Origin of the sequence: Actinoplanes sp. NPDC048796, from assembly GCF_040650035.1 — a bacterium.
Lineage (GTDB): Bacteria > Actinomycetota > Actinomycetes > Mycobacteriales > Micromonosporaceae > Actinoplanes.
This window is the reverse complement of the sequence record NZ_JBEZGO010000022.1, coordinates 26,389-50,205: the sequence shown is the minus strand read 5'-3', so window position 1 is coordinate 50,205 and position 23,817 is coordinate 26,389. Positions and strand designations below refer to the sequence as shown.

Here is a 23,817-nt window from a genome sequence, read left to right as displayed (position 1 = left end):
ATCCAACCAGGAGCCCCATGAACCGCGGCGAAGTGTGGCGGTCGACCCTCGACGACGAGTGGCCGGTGCTGCTGCTCTCCGACGACCTGGATGTCATCCAGGTCGTCGCACCCGCCACCGAGGCCCAGAAACGCGGCTACACCCTGCTTTCCCCGGCGGAAGCGGAACGGGAGAGGCCGGCCGGCCTCGCCGGCATCGAGGTGCTGCTCGACCTCTCACCGGCGGGGGCCATCCGCGTCGCCCTCCCCCACGACACCCACATCTTCTGCACGTGGCGGACGGCCCTGACCCCGGACGCGCTGACCGAATACGTCGGCACCCTGCCACCCGAGAAGATGGAAGAGATAGACCTCGCGATACGCCTGTCCCTCGGTCAGCGGCGGAACGGGCCGGTCACGCAGTAGGTGATGCCGCCCGCGGACGTGCCTGTGGTTCCGCGCTGGGAGGAGAAGTAGAGGCGGTCGCCGGCGGGGGTGAAGGCGGGGCCGGTGATCTCGGAACCGCTCTGGCCGGTGACGCGCAGGAACGGGGAGATCTTGTCGTCCGGGGTGATCAGGCAGATCTCCATGTTGCCGCCGTCCTCGGCGATGTAGAGGTCGCCGGAGGAGGAACCGGTCACGTTGTCGACGCCGGTCAGCGGGGCGCGGCCGGAGCTGACCAGGTTGTCGTCGTAGGCCAGCTCGTACGTGCCGGCCGTCAAGTTCACCTGCCAGACGCGGTTGTCGCCCTTCGTCGTGAACCAGACTGTGTTGTCGGCGTAGTGGCAGCCCTCGCCGCCGTTGAACGTCTTGGCGCCGGACACCTGCGACCGGGTCACGGTCGGCGAGCCGTCCGGGTCGGGCACGTTCGCCCACGTGAAGGTGCCCGAGGTGGCGGAGCCGGCCACGAAGACCTGCAGGACGCCGGCGGACAGGTCGCCCCACACGGCCGGCACGAAGCGGTAGAACTTGCCGTCCGGCTCGTCCTCGGTGAGGTACACGACCTTGCGTACGGGGTCGGCCGCCGCCGCCTCGTGCTTGAAGCGGCCCATCGCGGGCCGGACGACGGCACTGCCACCCAGGGGGTACGTCTCGTAGACGCGCCCGAGCGCGACCTCCTCGCACGACAGCCACGTGTTCCAGGGCGTCTTGCCCCCGGCGCAGTTCTGATTCGTACCGGCGAGGATCCTGGAAGCGCCGGTCACCGCACCGGCCGAGTCGAAGACGATGCGGGACGCGCCGCCGCCGGCGGACGAGCTGACCTCGGAGTTGGAGACGTAGATCCAGCCGCTGCCGTTCGGGATGACCGCCCCGCCGTCGGGGGCGTCGTGCCAGACGTACGACGTGCCCGGCACCGCCTGCCGTGACCGGGCCACGATCGAACTGGTGAACCCGGCCGGAAGCTGAAGGCCACGGGCGTCCGCGGCTTGGAGCGGGCCGTACGGCCCGGTGGCGGTCTGCGCCGGCGCCCCGTACGCCGCCGACCACGCTGTGAAGGGCAGGGCCACCGAGCCCGCGCCGACAACCGTCGCTCGCAACATCGTTCGTCGATCCATGGCCACATTCAGCCGTACGCCGGTGACAACCGTCCAAGAATTAGATGAACGTCGATAGTTGCCGAGCCGGCGATATCCGATGGACCCGTCCGCCGGCGGCCGCTACGTTCGCCGGGTGGTCTATCAACATCCGCTCGCCTACACCCTGGGGCTGGAAGGCGTCGCGTTGCTGCGCGCCTTCGCCGGCGACTACGACCGGGACTTCCTCGAAGCGCGCGTCAGCGAGATTCGGCGCCTGCTCGACAGCCCCACGCTGAAGGGTGAGGGCGTCACCGCGGCCCGGGTCGACACGGTCAGCGGATACCAGGTGTGGTCCGCCACCTACGACCAGCCGGGCAATGGCCTGTTCGCTATCGAGGAGCCGATCGTCCACGAAATCCTCGACTCCGTGCCGCCCGGCGTGGCCCTGGACGCGGCCTGCGGCACCGGCCGTTACACGGCGTACCTGGCCGCCCGGGGTCACCAGGTCATCGGCGTCGACAGCTCCCCCGACATGCTGGCCCACGCCCGCGACCGCGTTCCCACCGCCGACCTGCGCCCGGGCGACCTGCACGACCTGCCGGTCCCCGACGACCACGTCGACGTGGTGGTGTGCGCGCTGGCCCTGACCCACCTGCCGGACCTGGGCCCGGTGTTCGCCGAGCTCGCCCGGGTCCTGCGACCGGGCGGCCACCTCGTCATCAGCGACGTGCACCACGAGCTCGTGGCCCTGGGGTCGGTACCCCGGGTCCGCTCGGCCGGCGGCGACCCCGGCCTGCTGCCCGCCTTCCGCCACCGCACCAGCGACTACCTGGGCGCCGCCCTGCCGCTGGGCCTGCAACCCCGGCGGTGCGAGGAGCCCCGCATGTCCGGCGACGTCGACCGGGCCATGCCCGGCGAGTTCGCGACCGGTCCGTGGGACCTGTGGCCGTGGTCCTTGCAGGACATCGTCCCGGCCGCGACCGCCGCCGCCTGGAACGGCACGCCCAGCCAGATCATCTGGCACTTCCAGCTGACACCGGCCACCTGAGGTTCAGCTCGACCGCCGGTTACGCACCAGGAGGGCGAGCACCGCCCGGGCATCCCGGCGCCGTTCCCGGCTCGGCGCCGTCAACGCGGTCACGGCGGCGGCGGTGACCGAAACCGCGTAAAGGGCAGTGCCGACACCGACGGCGAGGGTTCCGTCGTGGATCACATTGAGCACCCTGGACATGAGGACTCCCTGACTCGGCTTCGTGGGTGCCCTCCGTTCTCGGCTGTCCGGGAGGGGTCCGCCAAGCGGGTGTCGGCTACGTTTGTCCCATGGCCAGGTCAAGTCTGGTAGCCCGCTGTCCGGTGCGGTCCGGGCCCGGACACATGGCGGACCACGGTCGTGGTCGGCGATGAACGCGGACGGCTCACCGGCCGCGGGCCGGTTCTTCGCCGCGCTGGCGGAGCTGCGGCGGGCCACCCGTTCCGTCTCGTACACCACGCTGACGCGGCGGGCGGAAGCTCAGCGGCTGCAATCACCGATCACCAACCAGCGGCTGAGTGACTGGTTCGGCGCCAAGGCGGTTCCGGCCGACCCGGCCATCGTGCGTTTCCTCGTCGAATACCTGCAACCGCGGGCAAGCGACGGCTATCGCCCGCGCGAGCTGTCAACGTGGCTCGAGCTGCATCGAGAAGCCCAGCGGGAGCGGCAGGCCCATCGCGACAAGACCGACCTCGACCCCGTGCCGCCGGCCCTGGGCAGGGCCATCGCCGAGTGCAACGCGATAGCGCTCGAGGTGCACAAGGCGATCGAGAGTCCGGAGCACGGCACCGCCCTCCCGGCCCTGCCGGCGTACGTGCGGCGACCTCACGATGCCCTGCTCGGGGAGGTCGTCGGCGCCGCCGCTCGAGGCCAGAGCCGGATCGTCACCCTGGTCGGCGGGTCGTCGACGGGCAAGACCCGAGCGGGCTGGGAGGCCGTCCAGGCGCTTCCGGCTGGATGGCTCCTGTGGCATCCGATCAGCCCGTCACGACCGGACGCGCTGAAAGCGGCCCTGGACGACGTCGCCCCCCGCACCGTGATCTGGCTGAACGACGCCCAGCACTACCTGATCACCGCCGGGCCGTCGGTGGGCGAGCGGATCGCCGCGGCCATCCGCGAGGCGCTGACGGACGACTCGCGGCGTCCGATCCTGGTGGTGGCGACGATGTGGCCCGAGTTCTGGGCGAAGCTGACCGCGCCGCCGTCGCCCGGACACCCCGACCCGCACTCCCAGGCTCGCGAACTGCTGGCCGGCACCGATCTGCCTGTTCCGGATCGCTTCACCACGACCGACCTGAGCCGGCTTCGCCAGAGCGAAGACCTTGATCCGCGGCTGCGGCAGGCGGCGGCCTTCGCCCAGAAGGGACGGGTAACGCAGTATCTGGCCGGTGTTCCGGGCTTGATCCAGCGCTACCAGATCGCCCCGCCGGCGGCCCGGGCGTTGATGGACGCCGCGATCGACCTCCGGCGTTTCGGTCACGGCCCGATGATTCCGCGATCGCTTCTGGAGCACGCCGCGCCCGGCTATCTGGACGACGACGAATGGCAGTTGACACCCGAGGACTGGTTCGAGCAGGCATCGGCCTTCACGGCCGCGCCGTGCCACGGAGTTCCCGGGCCGCTGGTCCCTTTCCGGCCGCGGTCCGACGACGAGCCGAGGTCACCGGCGTACAAACTCGCCGATTACGTCGAGCAGGCCGGCCGCCGTGACCGAGCGGCCGTCTTCCCTCCGGAGACGTTCTGGCAGGCGGCGTCGTCCCTCACCGATCCGGACGTCCTGCGGCGCTTCGGCTCGCAAGCCGAGGCCCGGATGCGATACGGACGCGCTGTCCAGCTCTATTGGCGTGCGGTCGATCTCGGGAGCACCAGCGCCTCGGGGCCGTTGGGGTGGCGCCTGGAATGCGCCGGGGACCGGGACGAGGCAACGGCGTTGTATCAACGTGCCGCCGAGAGCGGCGACAGCATGGCATTGCGATCGCTGGCCAGGATGGCTGACGAGAGGGGCGACCACGCGGGCGCCGACGATCTCTACCGGAGGGCGGCGGACAGCGGAGATGTCGTCGCGCTGTGGCACCTGGCCTGGCGCAGGGAGGAGGCCGGCGACCTCGGCACGGCGGTGTCGCTCTATCGGCGAGCCGCCGACAAGGGGCACCTCATGGCTCTGCGCGACCTGGCCGTCATCCGGAAGCGCGCGAATGACCAGCGCGGAGTGGAGGCGCTCTTCAGGGAGGCCGCCGAGCGTGGTGACACGAACGCCTTCGCGGTGTTGGCCGAGATGCGGGAGCGGGCGGGCGACGAGGAAGGCGCCCTGGCCATCGCCGTCCATGCTCTCCGCCTGGGCGACTCCAGCGCGATCCGTGGTCTGACGCGGACGAGGGAACGGGCCGGTGACCAGGGTGGAGCGGAACGAGTGGCCCGCCGGGCTCTGGCCGACGGCGACTCCAGCGCCCTCCAGGCCCTCGCCGAGCTGCGCGAGGAGGGCGGCCGGATGGCCGACGCCGAACGCTTCTTCCAGGAAGCCGCCGAAACCGGCGACACCGGCGCGCTCCGTGGTTCGACCCGGCTGCGGGAACTGGCCGGCGACCACGACGGGGCGGCACGGTTCGCTCGCCGGGCTCTGGCCGGCGGCGACTCCGCCGCCCTGCGGGATCTCGCTGAGCTGCGGGAGGAGGCGGACGATCCGGCGGGCGCCGTGAAGTTCTACCGGGAAGCGGCCGAGGCCGGTGACCTGACCGCGCTCGCGGCGCTGGCGAGGTTGTCGGAGCAGGCCGGTGAACGTGATCGGGCGTACGCGCTCGCCCTCGAAGCGGCGAACCGGGGCGACACGATGGCGATGTCGGTGCTCGCCGAGATGCGGCAGGACAGGGACGGCATCGCCACGGCGAAGGCGGTCGCGAGGTTCGGGCTGACCGACGACGGGATGCCGGCCGCCTCAGCCGATCTCCGGAACCGGTCCTAGTTCCTCGACCAGCGCTTGCAGCTCGGCCGTGGCCGAACCCGGGTGGCGCATCCGGGTGACGACGTCTTTCACTACCTCGCGCGCGAACGGGCGGGCCCGGATCTCCGACGGGGCCAGCCGGTCGGCCCGCAGCAGGAACTCCGCGGCCCGGTCGGGCTCGCCGAGCTGCACCGATGCCCTCGCCAGCTCGATCAGGTGGGCCGCCTGCCGTTCCACGGCCAGGCCGCTCAGGTCTTCCTCGGCCAGTCCGGCATGGGCCCGGACGGCGGCCTCGCCGTCGCCCAGCTCGACCGACGCCGCCACGCGGTGCACCACGACCTCGGTCGGCCCGAACGACGTCCAGTAGTAGGTGGCGTCCCGGCCCAGCGCGCCGGCCGCGGCCGCCGCCACGTCCAGCAGTTCCCTCGCCGTGGCCTTGTCGCCGATCCGGGCCGCGGCCAGGGCGCCCTGCAGCAGCAGCGCTCCGTAGACCGCCAGCCGCGCGGGGTCGCCGGAGTCGGCCAGCCGGTTCGCCGCCACCATGCTGATCTCCATGGCCGGGCGGATCCGGCCGGCCGCGAGCAGCGAGGCCGCGACCAGCCGCGCGCTGACCCCGATCAGCAGTGGGTCACCGCCGCGGTAGGCCGCGGACATCGCCCGGTCGGCGGCCATACTGGCCAGCTCGGTCTCGCCCGCCTTGCGCATCACCGCGGACGTCACCTGCCACACCTCGCTGAGCAGCCGGGTGGTGTCGTCGCCGTCCGCGCCGCCGGCCCGGGTGCCGGCGGCGGCCTGCGCGTCGCCGAGGAGCCGGGGCAACATGCGCACGAGCGCGCCGTACTTGGCGTGCTGGTAGGTCAGCCAGGCATGGTCCAGCGTCTGACGGAGCCCGGGCAACGGCGGCGGCGCCGCCCTCGACGGCCGGAAGTAGTCGTCCATCTGCTGGTATCGCTCGATCGCGGCCCGGACCTCTTCCACCTCGATCGGATCGACGAATCCGGCCCCGTCCGGCCGGCGCTCGGCCTCCCGGCCGAGCAGCAGTTGGACGTCGACCTGCAGGACATCGGCGATCTCGTAGACGACGGTGAACTTGTCCAGCCGCCGGATGCCACGCTCCACCTTGTCGACCCAGCTCTTCGACTTCCCGAGCCGATCCGCGAAGACCTGTTGCGACATCTTGCGCCGCCCACGCCAGTACGCGACACGGCGGCCGATGGGGAGCTCGTCCAACCCGGGTGCCCTCCCTTCCGGGGCACCCTCAGACTAGGCCCGCCGATCAGCCGCCGCACGTCACCGGCTAGGCGGTCGGGTCCCAGGCGATCAGCTGGTCGAAGATCTTGGGGTCGCCGTCGAGCTTGGCGGTGGTCATCGGGAGGCGGTTGTAGAACATCAGGACCAGGTCGCTGGCCGAGGCCTCGGCGGACGCGGACGCCGCGACGTCGCTCGGCGCGTGCAGGCGCTCGACCCGGGCGCCGTCGGCGGAGAGGTACAGGCGCCAGGCCGGGCCCTCGGTGGTCCGGTAGTCGACGATGGCCGGCTCGTGGGGCCATGGGCTCGTGGTGGCGCAGCACGTCACCTGGAACTCCTCCACACCGTCCACGGCCACCTCGGTGGGCAGGGGCTGCGGGGCGCCGACGGCGAGCTGGGCGTCGTACGTGTGCACCGCGATCTCCTGCAGCTGATGGCGGGCCGCGGCGCCGGTGGTCAACGGGGACTGCGAGTCGCCCCACCAACCCCAGCACTCGCGGTCGGGGCCGGCCTCCTCCAGCGCGTCCAGCATGGCCCGGGTCGCGGTGGCGAACTCGGCCGGCTCGGCGGGCTGCGGCGGGGGCGCGTCGGCCGGGCCGGCCGCGACGATGCTCGCCCACTTGCGGCGGCCGTTGGCCAGATGCTCCTCCAGGTCCCTCAGGGTCCAGCCGGGACAGCCCTGTACCGGCAGGTCGAGGCTGGGGGCCGCGGCGATCGTGGCGCGGAAGGCGGTCGCGCGCTCGTCGATCAGGCGCAGAAGATCAGGAAAGTCCACGTGGGGTGTCTACCATCGGGTTCCGGTCGCGGGGAAGCGATTATTGGCGGATGTACGGACGTCTCCCGCTGCACGAGCAGCTCGCCGCTCTCCGCACCACGCTCTCCCGCAACCAGACGCTGCTCCAGGTGCTCGAGACGGCGAACGCGGTCGGGCCGCCGAACTGGTACGTCACGGCCGGCTGCCTGTTCCAGACGGTGTGGAACGTCGTCACGGACCGGCCGCCCGCCGAGGGCATCAAGGACTACGACGTCTTCTACTTCGACGACACCGACCTGTCCTGGGAGGCCGAGGACCGGGTCATCAAGGCGTTCGCCGGACCGGCGGCCGCGGCCGAGGTCGAGGTCGAAGTCCGGAACGAGGCGCGCGTGCATCTCTGGTACGAGGAGAAGTTCGGGGTGCCGTGCCCGCCGTACGACTCCTGCGAAGCCGCCATCGACTCGTTCGCGGCGACCACCTGTTGTCTCGGGGTGCGGCTGGAGCCGGACGGGCGGTGGCGCGTGTACGCGCCGCACGGGCTCGCCGACGTGTTCAATCTCGTCGTACGGCCCAATCCCGTCCTGGCCCCGCGCCACGTGTACGAGGCTAAGACCGAGCGGTGGCGTCGGCAGTGGCCATCACTGCGGGTGCTGGAGTGGCCGGCATGAGCGACCACAGTGCCGCCCCCGCGATGCCGCCGATCAGCGGGCCCACGATGTAGGCCCACCAGTCGGTCAGCCGGCCGGCGATCAGCATCGGGCCCAGCGCCCGGGCCGGGTTGACGCCGGCGCCGGTGATCGGGCCGCTGATCAGGATGGCCACGCCCAGGGCGGTTCCGATGGCCAGGGCCGCGCCGGCCCGCGGGACCGTCCGGTCGGTGGCCACGGCGACGATCACCAGGACCAGGATGAAGGTCACCAGTGCCTCGACGAGCAGGACGCGCGGACCGCTCACCCCCGTTGCCGGAGCGGTCGCGCCGAGGGCGCCGTGGGTGCGGGAGCCTTCGACGCCCCACGCGGCCAGAGCGGCCAGCAGGGCGCCCGCGAACTGGGCCACCACGTACAGCGGCACCTGCCGCCACGGGAAGCGGCCGGTGACCGCCAGGGCGACGGTGACCGCCGGGTTGAAGTGGGCGCCGCTGACCGGGCCGAACGCGGCCACGCCGATCAGCAGGGCCGCCGCGCCCGCGAACGGCACGACGGGAAAGGGCAGGAGGATCGCCGTGGTGATGATGCCGAGTACGAGGATGAACGTGCCGGCGAGCTCGGCCACCGCGGAATGCAGAAGGGCCGCGCCGATGCGGTGCCCGTGGAGACCGGTAGCCAAGGGAGACCTCCGATGCGAGGGTGAAGCCGGCGGCCGGGGCCGGCCGCCGGCGGACGATGCTCAGCTCTGCCAGAACTCCAGCAGGTCCTTGTCGAGCTCCTGCTGGTACGAGCCGGCGATGCCGTGCGGCGCGCCCTTGTAGAGCTTCAGCGTGCCGTTCTTGACGAGCTTGATGGCCTTCTCGGCCGCGTCCTTGACCGGCACGATCTGGTCGTCGTCGCCCTGGGCGATGAAGACCGGGACGTCGAGCGCCTTGAGGTCCTCGGTGAAGTCGGTCTCCGAGAACGCCTTGATGCAGTCGTACGCGCCCTTCAGGCTCATCTGCATGCCGAGGCTCCAGAACAGGTCGCGCTGGCCCTGGGAGACGTCGAAGCCGTGGTTGATGCCGAAGAACGGCTCCGAGAGGTCCTTGAAGAACTGCGAGCGGTCGGCGAGCACGCTCGCCCGGAGGCCGTCGAACACCTCGATCGGGGTGCCCTCGGGGTTGGTCTCGGACTTCACCATGACGGGCGGCACCGCGCCGGCCGTGGCGATCTTCGCGACCCGGCCCGCGCCGTGCTGGGCGGCGTAGCGGACGACCTCGCCACCGCCGGTGGAGTGGCCGACCAGGATGATGTCCTTGAGGTTGAGCGCGTCGACCAGCTCGGCCAGGTCCGCCGCGTAGGTGTCCATGTCGTTGCCGAGCCAGCTCTGCGAGGAGCGGCCGTGCCCGCGCCGGTCGTGGGCGATGGCCCGGAATCCGTTGTCGGCGGCGAGCTTGAGCTCCACGTCCCAGGCGTCCGCGCTGAGCGGCCAGCCGTGGCTGAAGATGATCGGCTGTCCGGTACCCCAGTCCTTGTAGAAGATCTCGGTACCGTCGGTGGTGGTGATGTATGGCATGCGTCAGAGACTTCTGCGCGGCGGCCCCGCCTGCATCGGTCAATTGACTGCCTGCGCCAGCGCGACCGTCGTCCGACCGATGACCGGTGACTAGCCCTAGATCAATCTGCGTGCAAACTTCCTGGCGCGCCGGGGGCCGAGGTCGTGCAATTGACCGGTGCCGTACGTACGGAACCGCCTCCGCTACAGCGACGAGGGCCCTGGCCGCCCGGTCGTGCTGGTGGGCGCGGGCTGGGAGGAACAGGCCCGGGCGCTGCGCGCCGCGGGTCACCGGGTGATCGGCTTCGACCGCCGGTCCGAGCTTTCCCCGGAGTACGGGGTGGACGGGCTCGCCGCCGACCTGGACGCGCTGCTGGAGCATCTGGACCTGACCGGCAGCGTGCTGGCCGGCTCCTCGGCGAGTGCCGGTGATGTGGTGCGCTACCTCGGCAAGCACGGCTCGGGGCGGGTCCGCAAGGTGGTGCTGGTCGCCGGGGTCACCCCGTTCCTGTTACGCGCGGCCGACAACCCGGAGGGCGTCGACGAGGCCGGCGTCACCGCGATCGAGGCCCGCGCCGGGCGGGGCTTCGGCGACGCCGGGCGCATCGACTTCCGGGCCGATCTGGGCCGGGTCGACGTGCCCGTGCTGCTGCTGCACGGCGACGAGGACGGGCTGCTGCCGATCGACGCGACCGCGCACCGGCTGCCCGACCTGGTGGCCGACCTGCGCTACGAGGTGATTCCGGGTGGCCCGCACGAGCTGGGACGGGCCTTCCCCGCATTGGTCAACCGCTACCTGCTGGAGTTCTGCGCGTCGTAGGCGGCCAGCAGGGACTCGACCTCGATGAGGCGGTCGCGCAGCGCGCCCGGCCGGGGCTCGGTGCTGCCGTTGCGCTCCATCAGATCCCGTACCGCCGCCAGCTCCTGACGGGCCTCCTCCATCCGGCCGAGCCGGGCGAAGACCAGGGCCCGCTGCGACCGCGCGGTCATCAGGCGCTCCAGCGAATGCTCGAGGCGTTCGGCGGCCGCGATCGACTCGTCGACGCGCTGCAGCGCCCGCGGCCACCGTTCGGCCGCGATCTCGATGTTGGCCAGGAACGAACGGGAGACCGTCTCGATGAACAGGGCGATGTGGGCCGGCGGCGCGGTCGCCGGGTCGGTCACCGCCTCGATCACCTGCTCGTACAGGGGAATCGCCTCGTCGGCCGGGCCGCGGCCCTGCACGGCCAGCGCGCACAGGGTGAGCCCGTTGGGCAGTCCCTCCCGGTCGTTCACGGCGCGGAAGCCGGCCACCGCCTCCCGCGCGTGCTCGAGAACCTCGTCCCAGCGCCGGCGGCGGCTCAGGGCCCAGCCGATGTAGTAGTGGGCCCAGGCGATCTGCTGGTCGTCACCGGAGCGGATGGCGTAGTCGAGGGACTCCCGGGCGCGGTCCAGGGCGATCTCCGGCTGGCCCAGGCAGACGATGTGCACCCAGGCCAGGTAGCCGAGGTGGATGGCGGTGAGGCGGTCGTCGCCGAGCCGGCGGGCGGCGCCCACGGAGAGGCTGAAGACGTCGAGCCAGTGCGGCCAGTTGGCCCATCCGTCGGAGAACCAGTGCAGCGAGTCGGCCACCTCGACGACCCGCCGGTCCTGCCCCGCCGCGGCCGCCGTCTGCAGCGCGGGCAGCCAGTTCTCGGCCTCGCGGCGCAGCCAGTCGCCGGCCTGGGCGCCGGTGGTGAACGGGCAGCCGGCCGGCCGGGAGCGCTGACCGGGCTCGAAGTACAGCCCGGCGTGGGTGGCGGTGTCGAGCAGCCAGTCGTCGCGGCGGCGGATGGCGGCGGCCCGGTCGGCGGCGCCCTCCTCCCGCTCCAGCTCGCCCTGGGCGTACAGGCGCAGCAGGTCGTGGAACTCGAGGCGGCCGTCGGGCCGCTGCTGAAGCAGGCTCAGCTCGACCAGTTCGTCGAGGGCGTCCTCGGTGACCGGGATCGGCTCCTGCACCAGGACACTGGCCAGTTCGACGCCGGCCGACGGGCCCGGCACCAGGGCGAGGCGGCGGAAAAGACGCCGGGCCACCCCGGACAGCTGTTGGTACGACAGGTTGAACGCGGCCTTGACCTGCAGGTCGCCTGCGGCGAGAGCGTCGAGGCGGCGCTCCTGGGCGGCCAGGCGGGCGATCAGGTCGGCCGGGGTCCAGCCGGGCCGGCTGAGCAGCCGGTTACCGGCGATGCGCAGGGCCAGCGGCACCCGGACGCAGAGCTCGGCGATGCGCCGCAGGCTGTCGGCGGGTGCCGCCGGATCGTCGAGGATCGCGGCGAGCAGGGCGACGGCGTCGCTCTCGTCGAGCGCGTCGAGCCGCAGGCGGCGTACGCCCTCGAGACCGCTCAGGGCGCGGCGGCTGGTGACCAGCACCACGGCCGGGCCGTGCGGCGGCAGGACCGGGCGTACCTGGGCCTCGCTGATGGCGTTGTCGAGCACGACGACCAGGCGCCGGTCACGGCTGAGGGTGTGCCACAGGGCGGCCGCCTCGTCGAGCTCGCGGGGCACGGCGCTCTGGTCGGGGCTCAGCGCGCGGATCAGCTTGCCGAGCACGGCGGCCGTCGTGAGCGGCTTGTCGTCGAGGCCGCGCAGGTCGACGAACAGCTGCTGGTCGGCCGGCCAGGCCTGGGCCGCCTGCACGGCCAGGGAGGTCTTGCCGACGCCGGGCGGACCGCTGACGACCACCACCGGCGCCGGTGTGGCGGCGCTCGCCGCGGACGTCCACCGGCTGATCCGGGCGAGTTCGGCCGCGCGGCCGGTGAAGTCGCTGACCCGCCGCGGCAACGGCAGGCCGGCCACCGGCGCGCTGATCGCCCGGCCGGCCCGGGCCGCGGCGAGCAACCGGGCCCGCTCGTCCGGGCCGAGCCGCAGGCCGTCGGCGATCGCCTCGATCGTGCGGGCGCGTGGGCTGCGGCTGACGCCGCGTTCCATGTCGCTGATCCCCCGGTCGCTGACGCCGGAGGCCTCGGCGAGCTGTTCGAGAGTGAGGTCGGCGGCGAGCCGTAACCGGCGCAGCAGCGCGCCGAACGGGACGTCGTCGTCCGTCATCGTGTGCATCCCCCAGGTCATGTCCGGGTCACAGCCTCGCACGCAGGTCGTTCTTCGTCCTTTCTTCGTGGTGCACGGCTCACTTCCGATGATCGAATACGGTGCCGGCGGGAACCGTCCGGCCGGCATTCGTACAGATTTGCGGGGAAAGGGGACGGTAAGCAGTGAGCTCGACGACGTTGTACGGGCGTGCCCGGGAACGGGCCGACCTCATCGCCTTCGTCGAGTCGGCCCGTTCCCGGCCGATGTCCATGGTTCTGCTGGGCGAGGCGGGGATCGGCAAGACCGCGCTGCTGCGCGCGGCCGCCGGGATCGCCCGCGACCGCGGCTTCGGCGTCCTGCCGCTCGACCGCGCCCTGCTGCGGGAGCTGGCCACGCCCCGGCTCGATCCGGCCGTCCGGTCGTGGATCCGCGACGAGCCCACCGACGAGGCCGCCCTGCTGACGGCGATCCTGACCGGCCTGGACCGGCTGACCGCGAGCGCGCCCGCCCTGCTGATCCTCGACCGGGCCGATCGGGCCGACCCGGCCCTGCTGCGGCTGCTGACGCTGGTCACCCGGCACGCCTGCACCGAGCGGGCCGCCCTGCTGCTGGCCGCTCGCGGATCGGAGCCGCCGGCCGGGCTGGGCCCCGAGATCCCCCGCTACCGGGTGGACCCGCTGACCGACCGGGCGGCGGCCCGGCTGCTGAACAGCCGGCCCGAGGGCACGGCCGGCGGGCCACGCCGGCTGATCCTGCGCCGGGCCGCCGGCAACCCGCTCGCGCTCACCTGTGACGTGCCGCCGCGCGAGTTCCAGCAGAAGCTCACCGGCCTGCCGGCCACCACCCTGCGGCTGCTGCGGTTCGCGGCGCTGGCCGACGAGGCCGAACCGGTCAGCACCATCAACCGGGCCGCCAACGGCGACGACGGTCTGCGCGACTGGGAGCCGGCCGAGCAGGCCGGCCTGGTCACGCTGACCGGCGGGCGGGTGCGGTTCGAGCACCCGCTGATCCGGGTGGCCGCGGCGGCCGGGCCGGGGCGGGCCGTGCACGGCTGTCTGGCCGGCTACACCGACGAGCCGTACGCCCGGGCGCTGCATGCCGCGCTGGCCTCCGACGAGACCGACGAGGTGGTGGCGGCCGCGCTGGAGGAGAGCGCGGCCGCCGTCGGCCGCCGGGCCGACTTCCTGGCCGAGGGACGGGCCCTGTTGATGGCGGCCGAGCGCAGCCCGCGCCTGTCCGACGCCGCCCGGCGCCTGGCCAAGGCGGCGGTCGCCGCCTACCGGGCGGGCGAGCCGGCGTACGCGATCGAGCTGCACCGCCGGGTGGCCGCGCTGACCGACGATCCGGACGTGCTCGGCGTGGCCTGTGTCGGCGCCGGGCTGGCCCTGGTGCACCAGGCGCGCTTCGCCGAGGCGTACGGGCTGACCAGCGACGCCGTCCAGCGACGACCCTCCGACGGGCAGGTGGCGATGACCAACGTGGCCGTCGCCGCGAACGCCGCCGTCCTGTCCGGCGACAAAGCACTGCGCGAAGGCCTGCCCGGCCTGCTCGAGCTCGTCGTGGACGGCACGGGCGGCGTGCTCGGCGAGGCCATCCTGCCCGGCGCGGCGAACGCGGCGACCCGGGCCTCGGTGCTGGCCGTGGCCGATCCGGCGTCGCGGGCGCCGGCCCCGGCGGCCGGGCCGGCCCGGTTGTTCGAGGGCACCGAGCCGCTCAACGGGCTGGCCGAGATCAGCCGGCTGCTGGCCACCAGCACGGTCGCCTGGCTGACCGACGACTCCGTGCGGGCGGCGGCCGAGCTGTCGGCGCTCTGGCAGGCCCAGCGGGCCTACGGGGCGCCGGGCGCGCTGGCCGGCCGGATCCCCATGATGGTGCTCGCCATGATCGACTGTGGGCGGTGGCCGGACGCCGACGAGGCGATCGAGGAGTCGGCCACGCTGGCCGAGGTGGGCAATCTGACGCTGCTGCTGCGCTCGCTGCCCGGCCTGCGGGGCATCCTCGCCGCCATCCGCTCCGACGGCACCCGGCCGGTGGCGGTGCCGGCGCGCCCGGCCGGCGACCCGTTCAGCGAGAGCCTGCGCCGGCGGGCGGCGGGCCTGGCCGCGCTCGCGGCCGCCGACCACGACACCGCGTACACCCATTTCCGGGCGATGTTCGACGCGGCCGGTGAGCCGGTCCACTTCCTGCTCGGCCCGCGCTCGCTGCCACAGCTGGCGCTGGCCGCCGGCGGTTCGAGCCGCCGCTCGCGGGCCAAGGCGCAGGCCCGGCAGATCCTCAACGGCTGCCGGGCGCGGGCCGGCGCGGCGCCCACCCCGCGGATGGCCATGTTGCTTGCGCACGCGGCGGCCCTGCTGGACGACAGCGAGGACGCCGAGCTCCGCTTCGCCGAGGCGCTGGCCGACCAGGACCGGGCGCTGCACTGGCCCCTGGAGCGCGCCGAGGCCCAGCTCAACTACGGGATCTGGCTGCGCAAGCAGCGCCGGGTGCCGGAGGCGCGGCCGTACCTGCTGGCCGCCCTGGACACGTTCACCCGGCTCGGGGCGCGGGCGCACGCCGACGAGGCGCGCAAATATCTGCCCGGCGACGTCGAGACCGACCGGGCCGGCACGGCCGGCGCCTTCGCCGCGCTCAGCGCGCAGAAGCAGCTGATCGCCCGGCTGGCCGCCGACGGCATGACGAACCGCGAGATCGCCCAGCGGCTGCTGCTGTCGCCGCGCACGGTCGGCTCGCACCTCTACGACATCTATCCGCAGCTCGGTGTCGGCAACCGGCACCAGCTGCGGGAGCTGCTGGGCACCACGAACACGGAGGGCTGAGCGATGTCGGACAGCACGCTGATCGATCCCGGCGCCGGGCTGATCGGCCGCGACCGCGAGCTGGCCCGCGTCGCCGGCTGCCTCGGCCCCGGGCAGCACGCGCTGCTGGTCACCGGCGGCCGCGGGATCGGCAAGTCGCGGCTGCTGGCCGCCGCGGCCCAGCGGGCCCGCGACGAGGGCCGGCACCGGGTGGTCACCGTCGAGGTGCCGCCGGGGGCGCCGATGGACGCGCCGGCGCTGATCCGGCGACTGCTGATCGCGCTGCGCCACGACACGCCCGGCCCGGTCGACCTGGACCGGGCCGACTCACCGGCCCTGTGCCGGGTCCTCAAGCGCATCGGCTCGCCGCTGCTGGTCACCGTGGACGACGTCCACCGGATCACCCCGGCCGCGGCCGGCGTGCTGGCCGAGATGGCCGGCGCGGTGCCCGCGGTGCTGATGGCCGGCCTGCCCGACCGGATTCCCGAGGTGCTGCGCGGGCTGCCCCGGGCCGAGCTGCGCCCGCTGGACCGCGCGGACGCCGCCCGGCTGCTGGAGTCGCAGCCGAACCCGCCGGTGGGCCGCCACCGGGCCATGGTGCTGCACCGCGCGGCCGGCAACCCGGCGGCGGTGCTCGAGCTCGGCCCGGGCGGCCGGCTGCGGTCGGCGTTCGCGGCCGAGATCGCCGCGCTGCCCGAGCCGTCGCGCCGCCTGCTGCTGCACCTGGCCGCGGCCAGCCCGCCGGCCGGCCGGGCCGGGGTGACCAGCGCGGCCGGCCAGCGCGACGATCAGTGGTGGGCGCCGGCCGAGCAGGCCGGGCTGGTGGTGCTCGGCGGAGACACGGCCGACTTCACCCATCCCCTGGCGGCCGACGCCGCGTACCAGGATGTCCCCGCCTATCAGCGGCGGCAGGCCCACCGCAACCTGGCCTGGGCGCTGCCGGCCGGCTCGGCGTCGCGGGCGCTGCACCTGGCCGAGGTGACGCACGGCCCGGACGAGCGGATCGCGGCCGGGCTGGAGGCCGCGGCGGCCGCCTTCCGCGAGCGCGAGGACCTGTTCGAGGCCGCGAAGGCGATGGAGCACGCGGCCGAGCGGTCACCGGAGCCGGCCGCGGCCGCCCGCCGCTACGCGCTGGCCGCGATGGACGCCCGCAACCTCGGCGAGACGGAGTGGCCGGGTGATCTGTACTCGACAGTGCGGCGGCTCACCGACGACCCGGCCCTGGTCACCATGGCCGGGCACGCGGCGGCCACCGCGCTCACCCGGGCCGGGCGCCAGCACGAGGCGTACGCCATGATCTCGGCGGCCCGCCGGGCCGGTGTCCCGGCCGACCCGCGGGTCGCGGCGGCCATCGCCGGCCTGGCCTCGGTCATCGCCTCCACCTCGGGCGACGAGGAGCACCGGCGGGGCCTGGCCGAGCTGCTGGCCGCGGCCGGCCCGGGCGCCGACCCGGCCACCGCGGCGTTCGTCCGGCTGATCATCGACCCGGCGTCGCACCCGGGCCGGGAACTCTGCGACGCGACACCGGTCCCGCCGCCCGGCGCCCGGCTCGCGGCGCCCGAACGGCACCGGCTCAATGTCATCGGCACGATGGCCGGGTACGAGGACCGTTCGGCCCTGGCCGCCGGCCTGCTGCGCGCGACGATGGCCGCCGAGGCCAACCCGCGGGCCTCGGTCTCCGGCCTGGAAATGCTTCCGCACCTGGTCAGCGCCCTGATCGACACCGGCGAGTGGGCCGAGGCCCGGCGCTGCGCCGACCTCGTCGGCCCGGGCGGGCTGCCGGTGTTCGCGGCCCAGATGGACGCGCTGCGGGCCCAACTGCTGGCGCTGCGCGGCGAGGCGGCCCCGGCCCAGCAGCTCGTGCGGGAGGCGGTGGCCCGGGTCGACATCCAGCAGCACCGCTCGGTGCACGTGCGGGTGCTGCGCGCGGCCGGGCTGGCCGCCACGATCGACGGGGACTACGAGTCCGCGTACCGCTACCTGCGCACGATGTTCGACCGGGACGGCCGGCCCCGGCACCGGCTGCTGGCCGGGCGGCACGTGGCCGAGCTGGCCGCCGCCGCCGTCCGCAGCGGACACCGCGACGACGTCCGCGTCGTGGTCGAGCACGTGCGGGCCGGCGCGGGCGAGGACCCCAGCGCCCGGATGCGGCTGCTGCTGCACCTGGCCGACGCGCTGCTCAGCGACGGCGAGCGGGCCGAGCACCACTTCCGGCTGGCCACCGTGGACCCGGCCGGGCACCAGTGGCCGTACGAGCGGGCGCTGGCCCGGCTGCACTACGGCGAGTGGCTGCGCCGGGTCCGCCGGCCCCGCGACGCGCGGGCCCTGCTGGCCGCGGCCGAGCAGGCGTTCACCGCGCTCGGCGCGGCCCACGCGGCCGAACTGGCCACGCGGGAGCTGCGCGCCAGCGGCCGGCACGACGGGCCGGCCGGCAGCGCCCGGCTGGCCGTGCTGACCCCGCAGGAGCGGCAGGTGGCCGAGCTGGCCGCGCGCGGACTGCGCAACCGGGAGATCGCCGAGCAGCTGTTCATCTCGGTCCGCACGGTCGGCGCCCACCTGCACAGTGTCTACCCGAAACTCGGCGTCAGCGGGCGCCACCAACTACGGGCCGCGTTCGCCCGAGAGTGACCGCGTCCTCGGCCGGGTGGAAGGCCCGGTAGTGGCGCAGCATCAGGGTCAGCCAGCCCAGGCTGAGCACGCCCAGCACCACGTACGCCCAGGTGCTGCCGAACGTGTCCCAGGCGGTGTGCAGGGCGACCGCCCCGATGAAGGTGGCGGCGAACTGCAGCAGGTGGCGCACGCTGGGCGCGCTCAGCATCATCCAGAGGGCGCCGCAGGTCAGGCCGGTCCAGGCGGTGTGCCCGGCGGGCGAGGTCAGACCACGGACGAACAGCGTCTCCTCGACCGCGCCGACGTTGCCGTTCGACTGCAGCAGGGCCGTGAAGGCGTACCCCATGGTCTCCAGAGCGGCGAAGCCCATGCCGCTGGCGATGCCGATGACCAGGCCGTCCGACGGCAGCCGGCGGGTGTGCCGGACCAGCACGGTCATCAGCAGGACGACCGGCACGATCAGCTTGGCCGACTCCTCGACCACGGCCACCACCACCATGGGCAGGGTGCCCAGGTCGCGCAGCGCGTCGTACTCGAGCGTGCCGGCCACGACCACCCCGATGACGCCGCCGAAGAAGGCCGTGACCAGCAACACAGACGTCGGCACCTCCCAGCGGCCGGTGCGGGCCTGGGCGAACGTCAGGAAGGACGCGGGCACCACGCTCGCGCCGAGCAGGATCAGCGCCGGCACGAAGTTCGGGTTCTGTGTGTGCACCAAAGTGCGCAGGACCAGGAAATACAGTCCCAGTCCGACGACGAGAACAGCCAGCCAGGCCCAGCGGCGGGACCGGTCACCCATGAGCACTCCTCTGTAGTCCAGCGATCATCGTCGACTTTCTCCGGGGTACCCGGCATCGGTCATTCGACTCACCGCGTACCGGACGCGACCCCGCCCGGCAGACAGGACAGTCATTTGGCGGATGCCCTGGGAGCGCGATCTCGTCACGCTCTTTATCAACCTCGTGACCAGCTGTCATGGGGGGTCATCTCCGGGGGGAGCTGTCATGACTGAGAACATTCTGGCCGTAGCGCCACCGATCGTGCAGGACGACGCGGCGCTTCGGCGCAGCCGGCTTCTGCTGCACGCCAGCGAGTCGCTGTCGGTCACCGCCACGACCGACGACGTCCTGGTCATCGTGCCCGAGCTGCTGAAGTCGGCGCTCGGGGCCACGCACGCCGAGGTCGTGCTGCCCGGCGACCCGCGCCGCGGCGCCGTGTCGGACCGGCTGACCACCACGGCCATGCGGGACCGCCGGTCGCGCTACTACGAGAGCAGCATGGACGTGACGCTGGAGCACCCCACGCTGGCCGAGGAGCTCGAACGCGACGGCTGGCAGGCCGCGGTGTGCGCGCCCCTGCCGGACGCGGTGGGCGCGCTGCTGCTGGCCTGGGACGAGCCGCAGACCTTCTACGTGGCCGACCGCGCGATGATCGCGACTCTGGCCCTGTACGTCGCCCAGGCCCTGGAGCGGGCGACCCGGCACGACTCGCGCACCGCGATCACCGACACGCTCCAGCGGGCGATCGAGTCGCGGCTGCCGCACGTCGACGACTTCGAGCTGGCCGCGTACTACCGGGCCGCCGACACCCACCGCAAGGTCGGCGGTGACTGGTACGACGTCATCCCCGGCCCGAACGGCCGGCTGGCCATGGTCATCGGCGACGTGGTCGGCCACGACGCGGCGGCCACGGCGCGGATGGGCGAGCTGCGCAACATGCTGCGGGCCTATTTGGTCGATCGCCGGGAGCCCCCGTCGGCTCTGCTGCGCCGGCTGGACGCGGCCAACTTCGCGCTCGGCGAGCCGGCCATGGCCACCGCCGTGGTGGCGTTCCTCGACCGCGCGCCCGGCGGCGGCTTCCGGCTGCGCTGGTCGAACGCGGGCCACCCGCCGCCGGTGCTGATCAGCCCGTCCGGCGAGGTGCGGCCGCTGACCGGCAACGACCTGCTGCTCGGCGCCCGCCGGGGCTCGCCGCGGCACACGTACACGGCCTCGCTCGAGCGCGGCTCGATCGTGCTGCTGCACACCGACGGGCTGGTCGAGAGCCGGGGACGGGTCATCGACGAGGGGTTCCAGCGGCTCTACGGCAAGCTGCGCATCCGCAACGCGGGCGCCCCGCGCGACCTGCTGGCCCGGGTCGTCAAGGAGATGACCACCGACCGCGCCGACGACGTGGCGATGCTGGCGGTCCGCATCCCGCGCTAGGGCCTAGTGCTCGCGCAGGAACGCGGCGCCCCGCTCGATCGCGGCCCGCGTCGTCGGCCGGTCCCGCAGCGGGGTCAGCGACACGAAGTCGTGCACCGTGCCCAGGAAGCGCACCGCCGAGGCGTCCACTCCCGCGTCGCGCAGCCGCGCGGCGTACGCCTCGCCCTCGTCGCGCACCGGGTCCGCCTCGGCGCAGACCACCAGCGCCGGCGGCAGTCCCGCCAGGTCTTCCACCGAGGCCAGGGCGGGCGACAGCGTCGGCTCGGCCCGCTCCGCCGGTACGTCGCTGTACTGCCCCCAGTACCAGCGCACGGCCTCGTGCGTGAGCAGGTACCCGGAGCCGAACTCGCGGTGCGACGGCTGCGCGCAGGCGATGTCGAGGATCGGGTAGAACAGCAGCTGCGCGCTGATCCGCGGACTGCCGCGCCGCTTGGCCATCAGGGCGAGCGCGGCCGCCATCGTCGCGCCGGCGCAGTCACCGGCCACGGCCAGGTCGCCGCCGGTCGTCTCGCTCACCCACAGCAGCAGCGCGTAGATCTCCTCGATCGCCACCGGGTAGCGGGCCTCCGGAGTGCGCGTGTACTCCGGCACCACGAAGGTCTTGCCGCTGAGCCGGGTGAGGTCGCTGATCAGCGCCCAGTGCGTCCTGGCGTCGCCCAGCATCCACCTGCCGCCGTGCGCGTAGACGACGCTGCCGGTGCTTTCCCCGCCGCGCGGCCGGAACACCCAGAAGCCGACGAGGCCGGACGGGCCGATCGGCGCCACCTGGAACTCGGCCGACACCCGCGGATCGGGCCGCGGCGGGCCCTGCGACTCCAGCAGCGCCTGACGGCCGTCCTGCGGGCCGATCTGGTGCAGGAACGGCGGTCCGGCCGACGCCTCCACGAGGAGCCGCACCACCGGGTCGAGAACCGTCACGTAGGCATCATCACACCCGATCCTGTGATCCCGGCCGATAGGGTCACCAAGAGTGATCAACTTGTTGAGGCCGGAACTGCTCAGGCCGGACTTCCGCCGCACCGTGGTGTTCGGCTTCGTGGCGCTGGCCGCGCTCGTCACCGGCTCCCAGTTCGGCGCCGGCACGACCAGGGACCGGCTCATCACGTACGGCTGTGCCGCGCTCGTCGGGGTTTTCGGGGTGACGGCGACCCGCACCGCCGCGCGTGAGGTGCACCGCGTGGCGGCCGCCCGGGCCAGTGAGGCCGCCGCGACGCCGCTGCGGGTGATGATCCAGCTCACCGGTTACCTGATCGTGGTGGTGTCGGTCGGCGACCTGCTCGACGTGGGCCTGCAGCGCCTGCTGGTCGCCGGGTCGGTCACCGGCATCATCCTCGGCCTGGCCGCGCAGCCGGTGCTGGGCAACCTGTTCGCCGGGCTGGTGATCCTGTTCGCCCGGCCGTACGTGCCCGGCACCCGCGTGCGGATCGAGTCGGGGGCGCTCAACGGCCGGCACGTGGGCACCATCGTCTCGGCCGGCCTGCTCTACACCGTGCTGCAGACCGAGGACGGCCCGTTGAACATCCCGAACTCGGCGCTGATGAACGCGGCCGTCGGACCCTACGACGCCGCCTGAGGCGGTGACCTGATAGCCGGGGCCCTCGCGCAGCGCCTTGACCAACTCGTCCGCGGCCGCCTGGCGATCCGAGGCCAGCAGGCCGGTGCCGTAGATGAGGACGTTGCGCTCGACGACGGCCCGAAAGTCCTCCAGACTGGACGCTACGTACCGTGCGTCGGTTTCTCCGGTGGCGGCGCTTCCGAGAACGGTCCCGGTGGGTAGTCGTCGGCCGGAAGGAAAGGCCCCGGATAGGGGCCGCGCGGCGGGAACGGGCCGGGCGGTGGGGCCTTCCGCTTACGGAACAGGGCGGCGAGGGCCCTCACCAACCGGGCCGGATCCGGGGCCACGCCGCCTCCTGGGTGGATCTTCTACTGGGGCGGCGAGACTCTACCCCGCCCGGTGGGTCAGGTGGAGCTCTTCGGGCTCCGGCGGCAGGTCCTCGACGCCGGTCGCGACGGCCTCCTCGTGGCGACGGTGCGCGGACGGCAGCGCCAGCGCGGCCACCACCGCGAGGACGGCCACACCGGCGCAGACGGCGAAGCCCATGGTGAAGGCGTTGTCGGTGGGCAGGCCCCGCGGGGTCGCGTGCGACGAGATCACGGCCGCGACCACGGCTGTGCCGATACTGCTGCCGACCGTACGGGCAATCGTGTTGACGCTCGTGGCCTCTCCGGTCTGCGCGGCGGGAACGCTTTCGATGATGGCGTTCGACATGGCCGAGAAGGCCAGGCCAATGCCGGCGCCGGTCAGCACACCGGAGGCGACCACCTGCCAGAGCTGGCCGTGCGCGAAGGCGGGCAGGGCGAACGCGGCCACCACCGAGACGGCGCCGAGGAACATCGGGAGCTTCGGGCCGAACTTGCGGTTGAGCAGGCCGGCCAGCGGGCCGAAGAAGACCATCATGACCACTGTCGGCAGCAGGAACAGCCCGGACTGGGAGACCGACTTGCCGAAGCCGTAGCCGGTGGCCGCGGGAAGCTGCAGCAGCGTCGGCACCAGCAGGAACGTGCCGAACATGGCGAAGCCGAGGATCAGCGCGACCAGGTCGGTCGCCCAGACGCCGCGCAGGCGCATCAGGCGCATGTCGACCAGCGGCTCCTTGACGCGCAGCTCGACCAGGACGAAGCCGGCCAGCGCGACGGCGCCGAGGGCGAGCAGGATGACCGTCCTGGGCTCGCCCCAGCCCCAGGCCTGCCCTTTGCTGATCGCCAGCAGCAGCGAGACGAGGGCGGCGGACAGGATCACAGTGCCGAGAATGTCCAGCTTCCCGGGGGTACGGACCGGGGACTCCTTCATGCCGAAGATGGCACCGAGCAGAGCGACCACCACGAGAACGAGCGGGAGCCAGAAGAGCCAGTGCCACGAGAGGTGCTCGACGATCGGACCGGCGCCGACGATGCCGACACCGGCGCCCACCCCGAAGATGGCGGAGAGCAGGCCGACGACGACGCTGACCTTCTCGCGGGGAAGCTCGTCGCGCACGATGCCGATGGACAGCGGCAGGATCGCGCCGGCGGCGCCCTGAACCGCGCGGGCCACGATGAGCACGCCGAGGTTGGGCGCGAGGGCGGCGAGCAGCGTGCCGGCGGCCAGCGCGGCCAGGACGCCGATCAGGACCTTGCGCTTGCCGGCCATGTCGCCGAGGCGCCCGAGGACGGGCGTGAGGACGGAGGCGGAGAGCAGATAGGCGGTGATCACCCAGCTGACGTCGCTGGTGTCGGCCCCGAGATCGCGCCCGATGGTGGACAGCGCCGGCGCCACGAGCGACTGAAGGACCGCGAACGCGAGCCCTCCCAGCGACAGATAGAGCACGAGCAGATTGCCGGCGCGACGCGCACCCGTCATGAGAAACCCCGAACCAGAGATGTAAACGATTGCTGACTTATTATCGTGGCCACGTCGATTAAGTCAACAATTGCTTACGTCACACCTGTCTTGCGAGGCGCCGGCGCCACGGGT

19 protein-coding genes are annotated in these 23,817 nt (G+C 73.3%); 9 read left to right on the top strand and 10 right to left on the bottom strand.

Annotated features, from left to right (window positions below; translation table 11 throughout):
• Positions 1-17: 17 nt before the first annotated feature.
• Entirely contained in the window at positions 18-404 is a 387-nt protein-coding gene (locus tag AB0C26_RS43150) for a hypothetical protein (protein ID WP_360260186.1), read from the top strand.
• Here the strand turns inward: AB0C26_RS43150 and AB0C26_RS43145 are convergent.
• Positions 374-1,534 (bottom strand): alkaline phosphatase PhoX, encoded by a 1,161-nt coding sequence (locus AB0C26_RS43145; RefSeq protein WP_360260183.1) that lies wholly within the window; start codon positions 1,532-1,534, stop codon positions 374-376. The two genes, AB0C26_RS43150 and AB0C26_RS43145, sit on opposite strands and share 31 nt — an antisense overlap.
• 79 nt (positions 1,535-1,613) lie before the next feature.
• Here AB0C26_RS43145 and AB0C26_RS43140 point away from each other — a divergent pair, with 79 nt between their 5' ends.
• Entirely contained in the window at positions 1,614-2,543 is a 930-nt protein-coding gene (locus AB0C26_RS43140; RefSeq protein WP_360260180.1) for a class I SAM-dependent methyltransferase, read from the top strand.
• Between the two features lie 3 nt (positions 2,544-2,546).
• Here AB0C26_RS43140 and AB0C26_RS43135 read toward each other — a convergent pair whose 3' ends face one another.
• Positions 2,547-2,726, bottom strand: coding sequence for a hypothetical protein (locus AB0C26_RS43135; RefSeq protein WP_360260177.1), 180 nt, complete (start codon positions 2,724-2,726; stop codon positions 2,547-2,549).
• Positions 2,727-2,895: 169 nt separating this feature from the next.
• On the opposite strand from AB0C26_RS43135, the gene AB0C26_RS43130 reads away from it, so the two are divergent.
• Entirely contained in the window at positions 2,896-5,484 is a 2,589-nt protein-coding gene (locus tag AB0C26_RS43130; protein WP_360260175.1) for a tetratricopeptide repeat protein, read from the top strand.
• On the opposite strand, the gene AB0C26_RS43125 is transcribed toward AB0C26_RS43130, so the two are convergent.
• Positions 5,458-6,693 carry a helix-turn-helix domain-containing protein gene (locus AB0C26_RS43125; RefSeq protein ID WP_360260172.1) on the bottom strand — a complete coding sequence of 412 codons (1,236 nt, stop codon included), beginning with the start codon at positions 6,691-6,693 and terminating at the stop codon, positions 5,458-5,460. The genes AB0C26_RS43130 and AB0C26_RS43125 overlap by 27 nt on opposite strands.
• A 67-nt stretch (positions 6,694-6,760) precedes the next feature.
• Positions 6,761-7,486, bottom strand: a complete 726-nt coding sequence (locus tag AB0C26_RS43120) for a maleylpyruvate isomerase N-terminal domain-containing protein (protein ID WP_360260170.1) — start codon at positions 7,484-7,486, stop codon at positions 6,761-6,763.
• Positions 7,487-7,536: 50 nt separating this feature from the next.
• Here AB0C26_RS43120 and AB0C26_RS43115 point away from each other — a divergent pair, with 50 nt between their 5' ends.
• The gene (locus tag AB0C26_RS43115) at positions 7,537-8,133 is read left to right on the top strand and encodes a nucleotidyltransferase family protein (RefSeq protein WP_360260168.1); all 597 of its coding nucleotides are present in this window, start codon (positions 7,537-7,539) and stop codon (positions 8,131-8,133) included.
• Here AB0C26_RS43115 and AB0C26_RS43110 read toward each other — a convergent pair.
• Together AB0C26_RS43110 and AB0C26_RS43105 are read right to left on the bottom strand one after the other, a co-directional pair.
• Entirely contained in the window at positions 8,072-8,791 is a 720-nt protein-coding gene (locus AB0C26_RS43110; RefSeq protein ID WP_360260165.1) for an aquaporin, read from the bottom strand. The two genes, AB0C26_RS43115 and AB0C26_RS43110, sit on opposite strands and share 62 nt — an antisense overlap.
• 60 nt (positions 8,792-8,851) lie before the next feature.
• On the bottom strand, positions 8,852-9,670 hold the full coding sequence (locus AB0C26_RS43105; protein ID WP_360260163.1) for an alpha/beta hydrolase: 819 nt from the start codon (positions 9,668-9,670) through the stop codon (positions 8,852-8,854).
• A 157-nt stretch (positions 9,671-9,827) separates the two neighbouring features.
• Between AB0C26_RS43105 and AB0C26_RS43100 the strand changes: the two genes are divergently transcribed.
• A complete protein-coding gene (locus AB0C26_RS43100) occupies positions 9,828-10,469 on the top strand; it encodes an alpha/beta hydrolase (RefSeq protein ID WP_360260161.1) in 642 nt (213 codons plus the stop codon).
• Here the strand turns inward: AB0C26_RS43100 and AB0C26_RS43095 are convergent.
• Complete coding sequence (locus AB0C26_RS43095) at positions 10,442-12,712, bottom strand: helix-turn-helix domain-containing protein (protein ID WP_360260159.1); 2,271 nt, start codon at positions 12,710-12,712, stop codon at positions 10,442-10,444. The two genes, AB0C26_RS43100 and AB0C26_RS43095, sit on opposite strands and share 28 nt — an antisense overlap.
• Positions 12,713-12,876: 164 nt before the next feature.
• Between AB0C26_RS43095 and AB0C26_RS43090 the strand changes: the two genes are divergently transcribed.
• Together AB0C26_RS43090 and AB0C26_RS43085 are read left to right on the top strand one after the other, a co-directional pair.
• Positions 12,877-15,510 (top strand): AAA family ATPase, encoded by a 2,634-nt coding sequence (locus tag AB0C26_RS43090; protein ID WP_360260157.1) that lies wholly within the window; start codon positions 12,877-12,879, stop codon positions 15,508-15,510.
• Between the two features lie 3 nt (positions 15,511-15,513).
• Positions 15,514-18,117, top strand: coding sequence for a LuxR C-terminal-related transcriptional regulator (locus tag AB0C26_RS43085; protein WP_360260155.1), 2,604 nt, complete (start codon positions 15,514-15,516; stop codon positions 18,115-18,117).
• Here the strand turns inward: AB0C26_RS43085 and AB0C26_RS43080 are convergent.
• Positions 18,074-18,898: a PrsW family glutamic-type intramembrane protease gene (locus tag AB0C26_RS43080; RefSeq protein WP_360260153.1), complete on the bottom strand. Its 825-nt coding sequence runs from the start codon at positions 18,896-18,898 to the stop codon at positions 18,074-18,076. The two genes, AB0C26_RS43085 and AB0C26_RS43080, sit on opposite strands and share 44 nt — an antisense overlap.
• Before the next feature lie 205 nt (positions 18,899-19,103).
• Here AB0C26_RS43080 and AB0C26_RS43075 point away from each other — a divergent pair, with 205 nt between their 5' ends.
• Entirely contained in the window at positions 19,104-20,303 is a 1,200-nt protein-coding gene (locus tag AB0C26_RS43075; RefSeq protein ID WP_360260151.1) for a PP2C family protein-serine/threonine phosphatase, read from the top strand.
• 3 nt (positions 20,304-20,306) lie between these two features.
• Here AB0C26_RS43075 and AB0C26_RS43070 read toward each other — a convergent pair whose 3' ends face one another.
• A complete protein-coding gene (locus tag AB0C26_RS43070; RefSeq protein WP_360260149.1) occupies positions 20,307-21,221 on the bottom strand; it encodes an alpha/beta hydrolase in 915 nt (304 codons plus the stop codon).
• Positions 21,222-21,273: 52 nt separating this feature from the next.
• On the opposite strand from AB0C26_RS43070, the gene AB0C26_RS43065 reads away from it, so the two are divergent.
• Complete coding sequence (locus AB0C26_RS43065) at positions 21,274-21,876, top strand: mechanosensitive ion channel family protein (RefSeq protein ID WP_360260147.1); 603 nt, start codon at positions 21,274-21,276, stop codon at positions 21,874-21,876.
• Between the two features lie 369 nt (positions 21,877-22,245).
• Here AB0C26_RS43065 and AB0C26_RS43060 read toward each other — a convergent pair whose 3' ends face one another.
• Positions 22,246-23,703, bottom strand: coding sequence for an MFS transporter (locus AB0C26_RS43060; protein ID WP_360260144.1), 1,458 nt, complete (start codon positions 23,701-23,703; stop codon positions 22,246-22,248).
• Positions 23,704-23,817 lie beyond the last annotated feature (114 nt).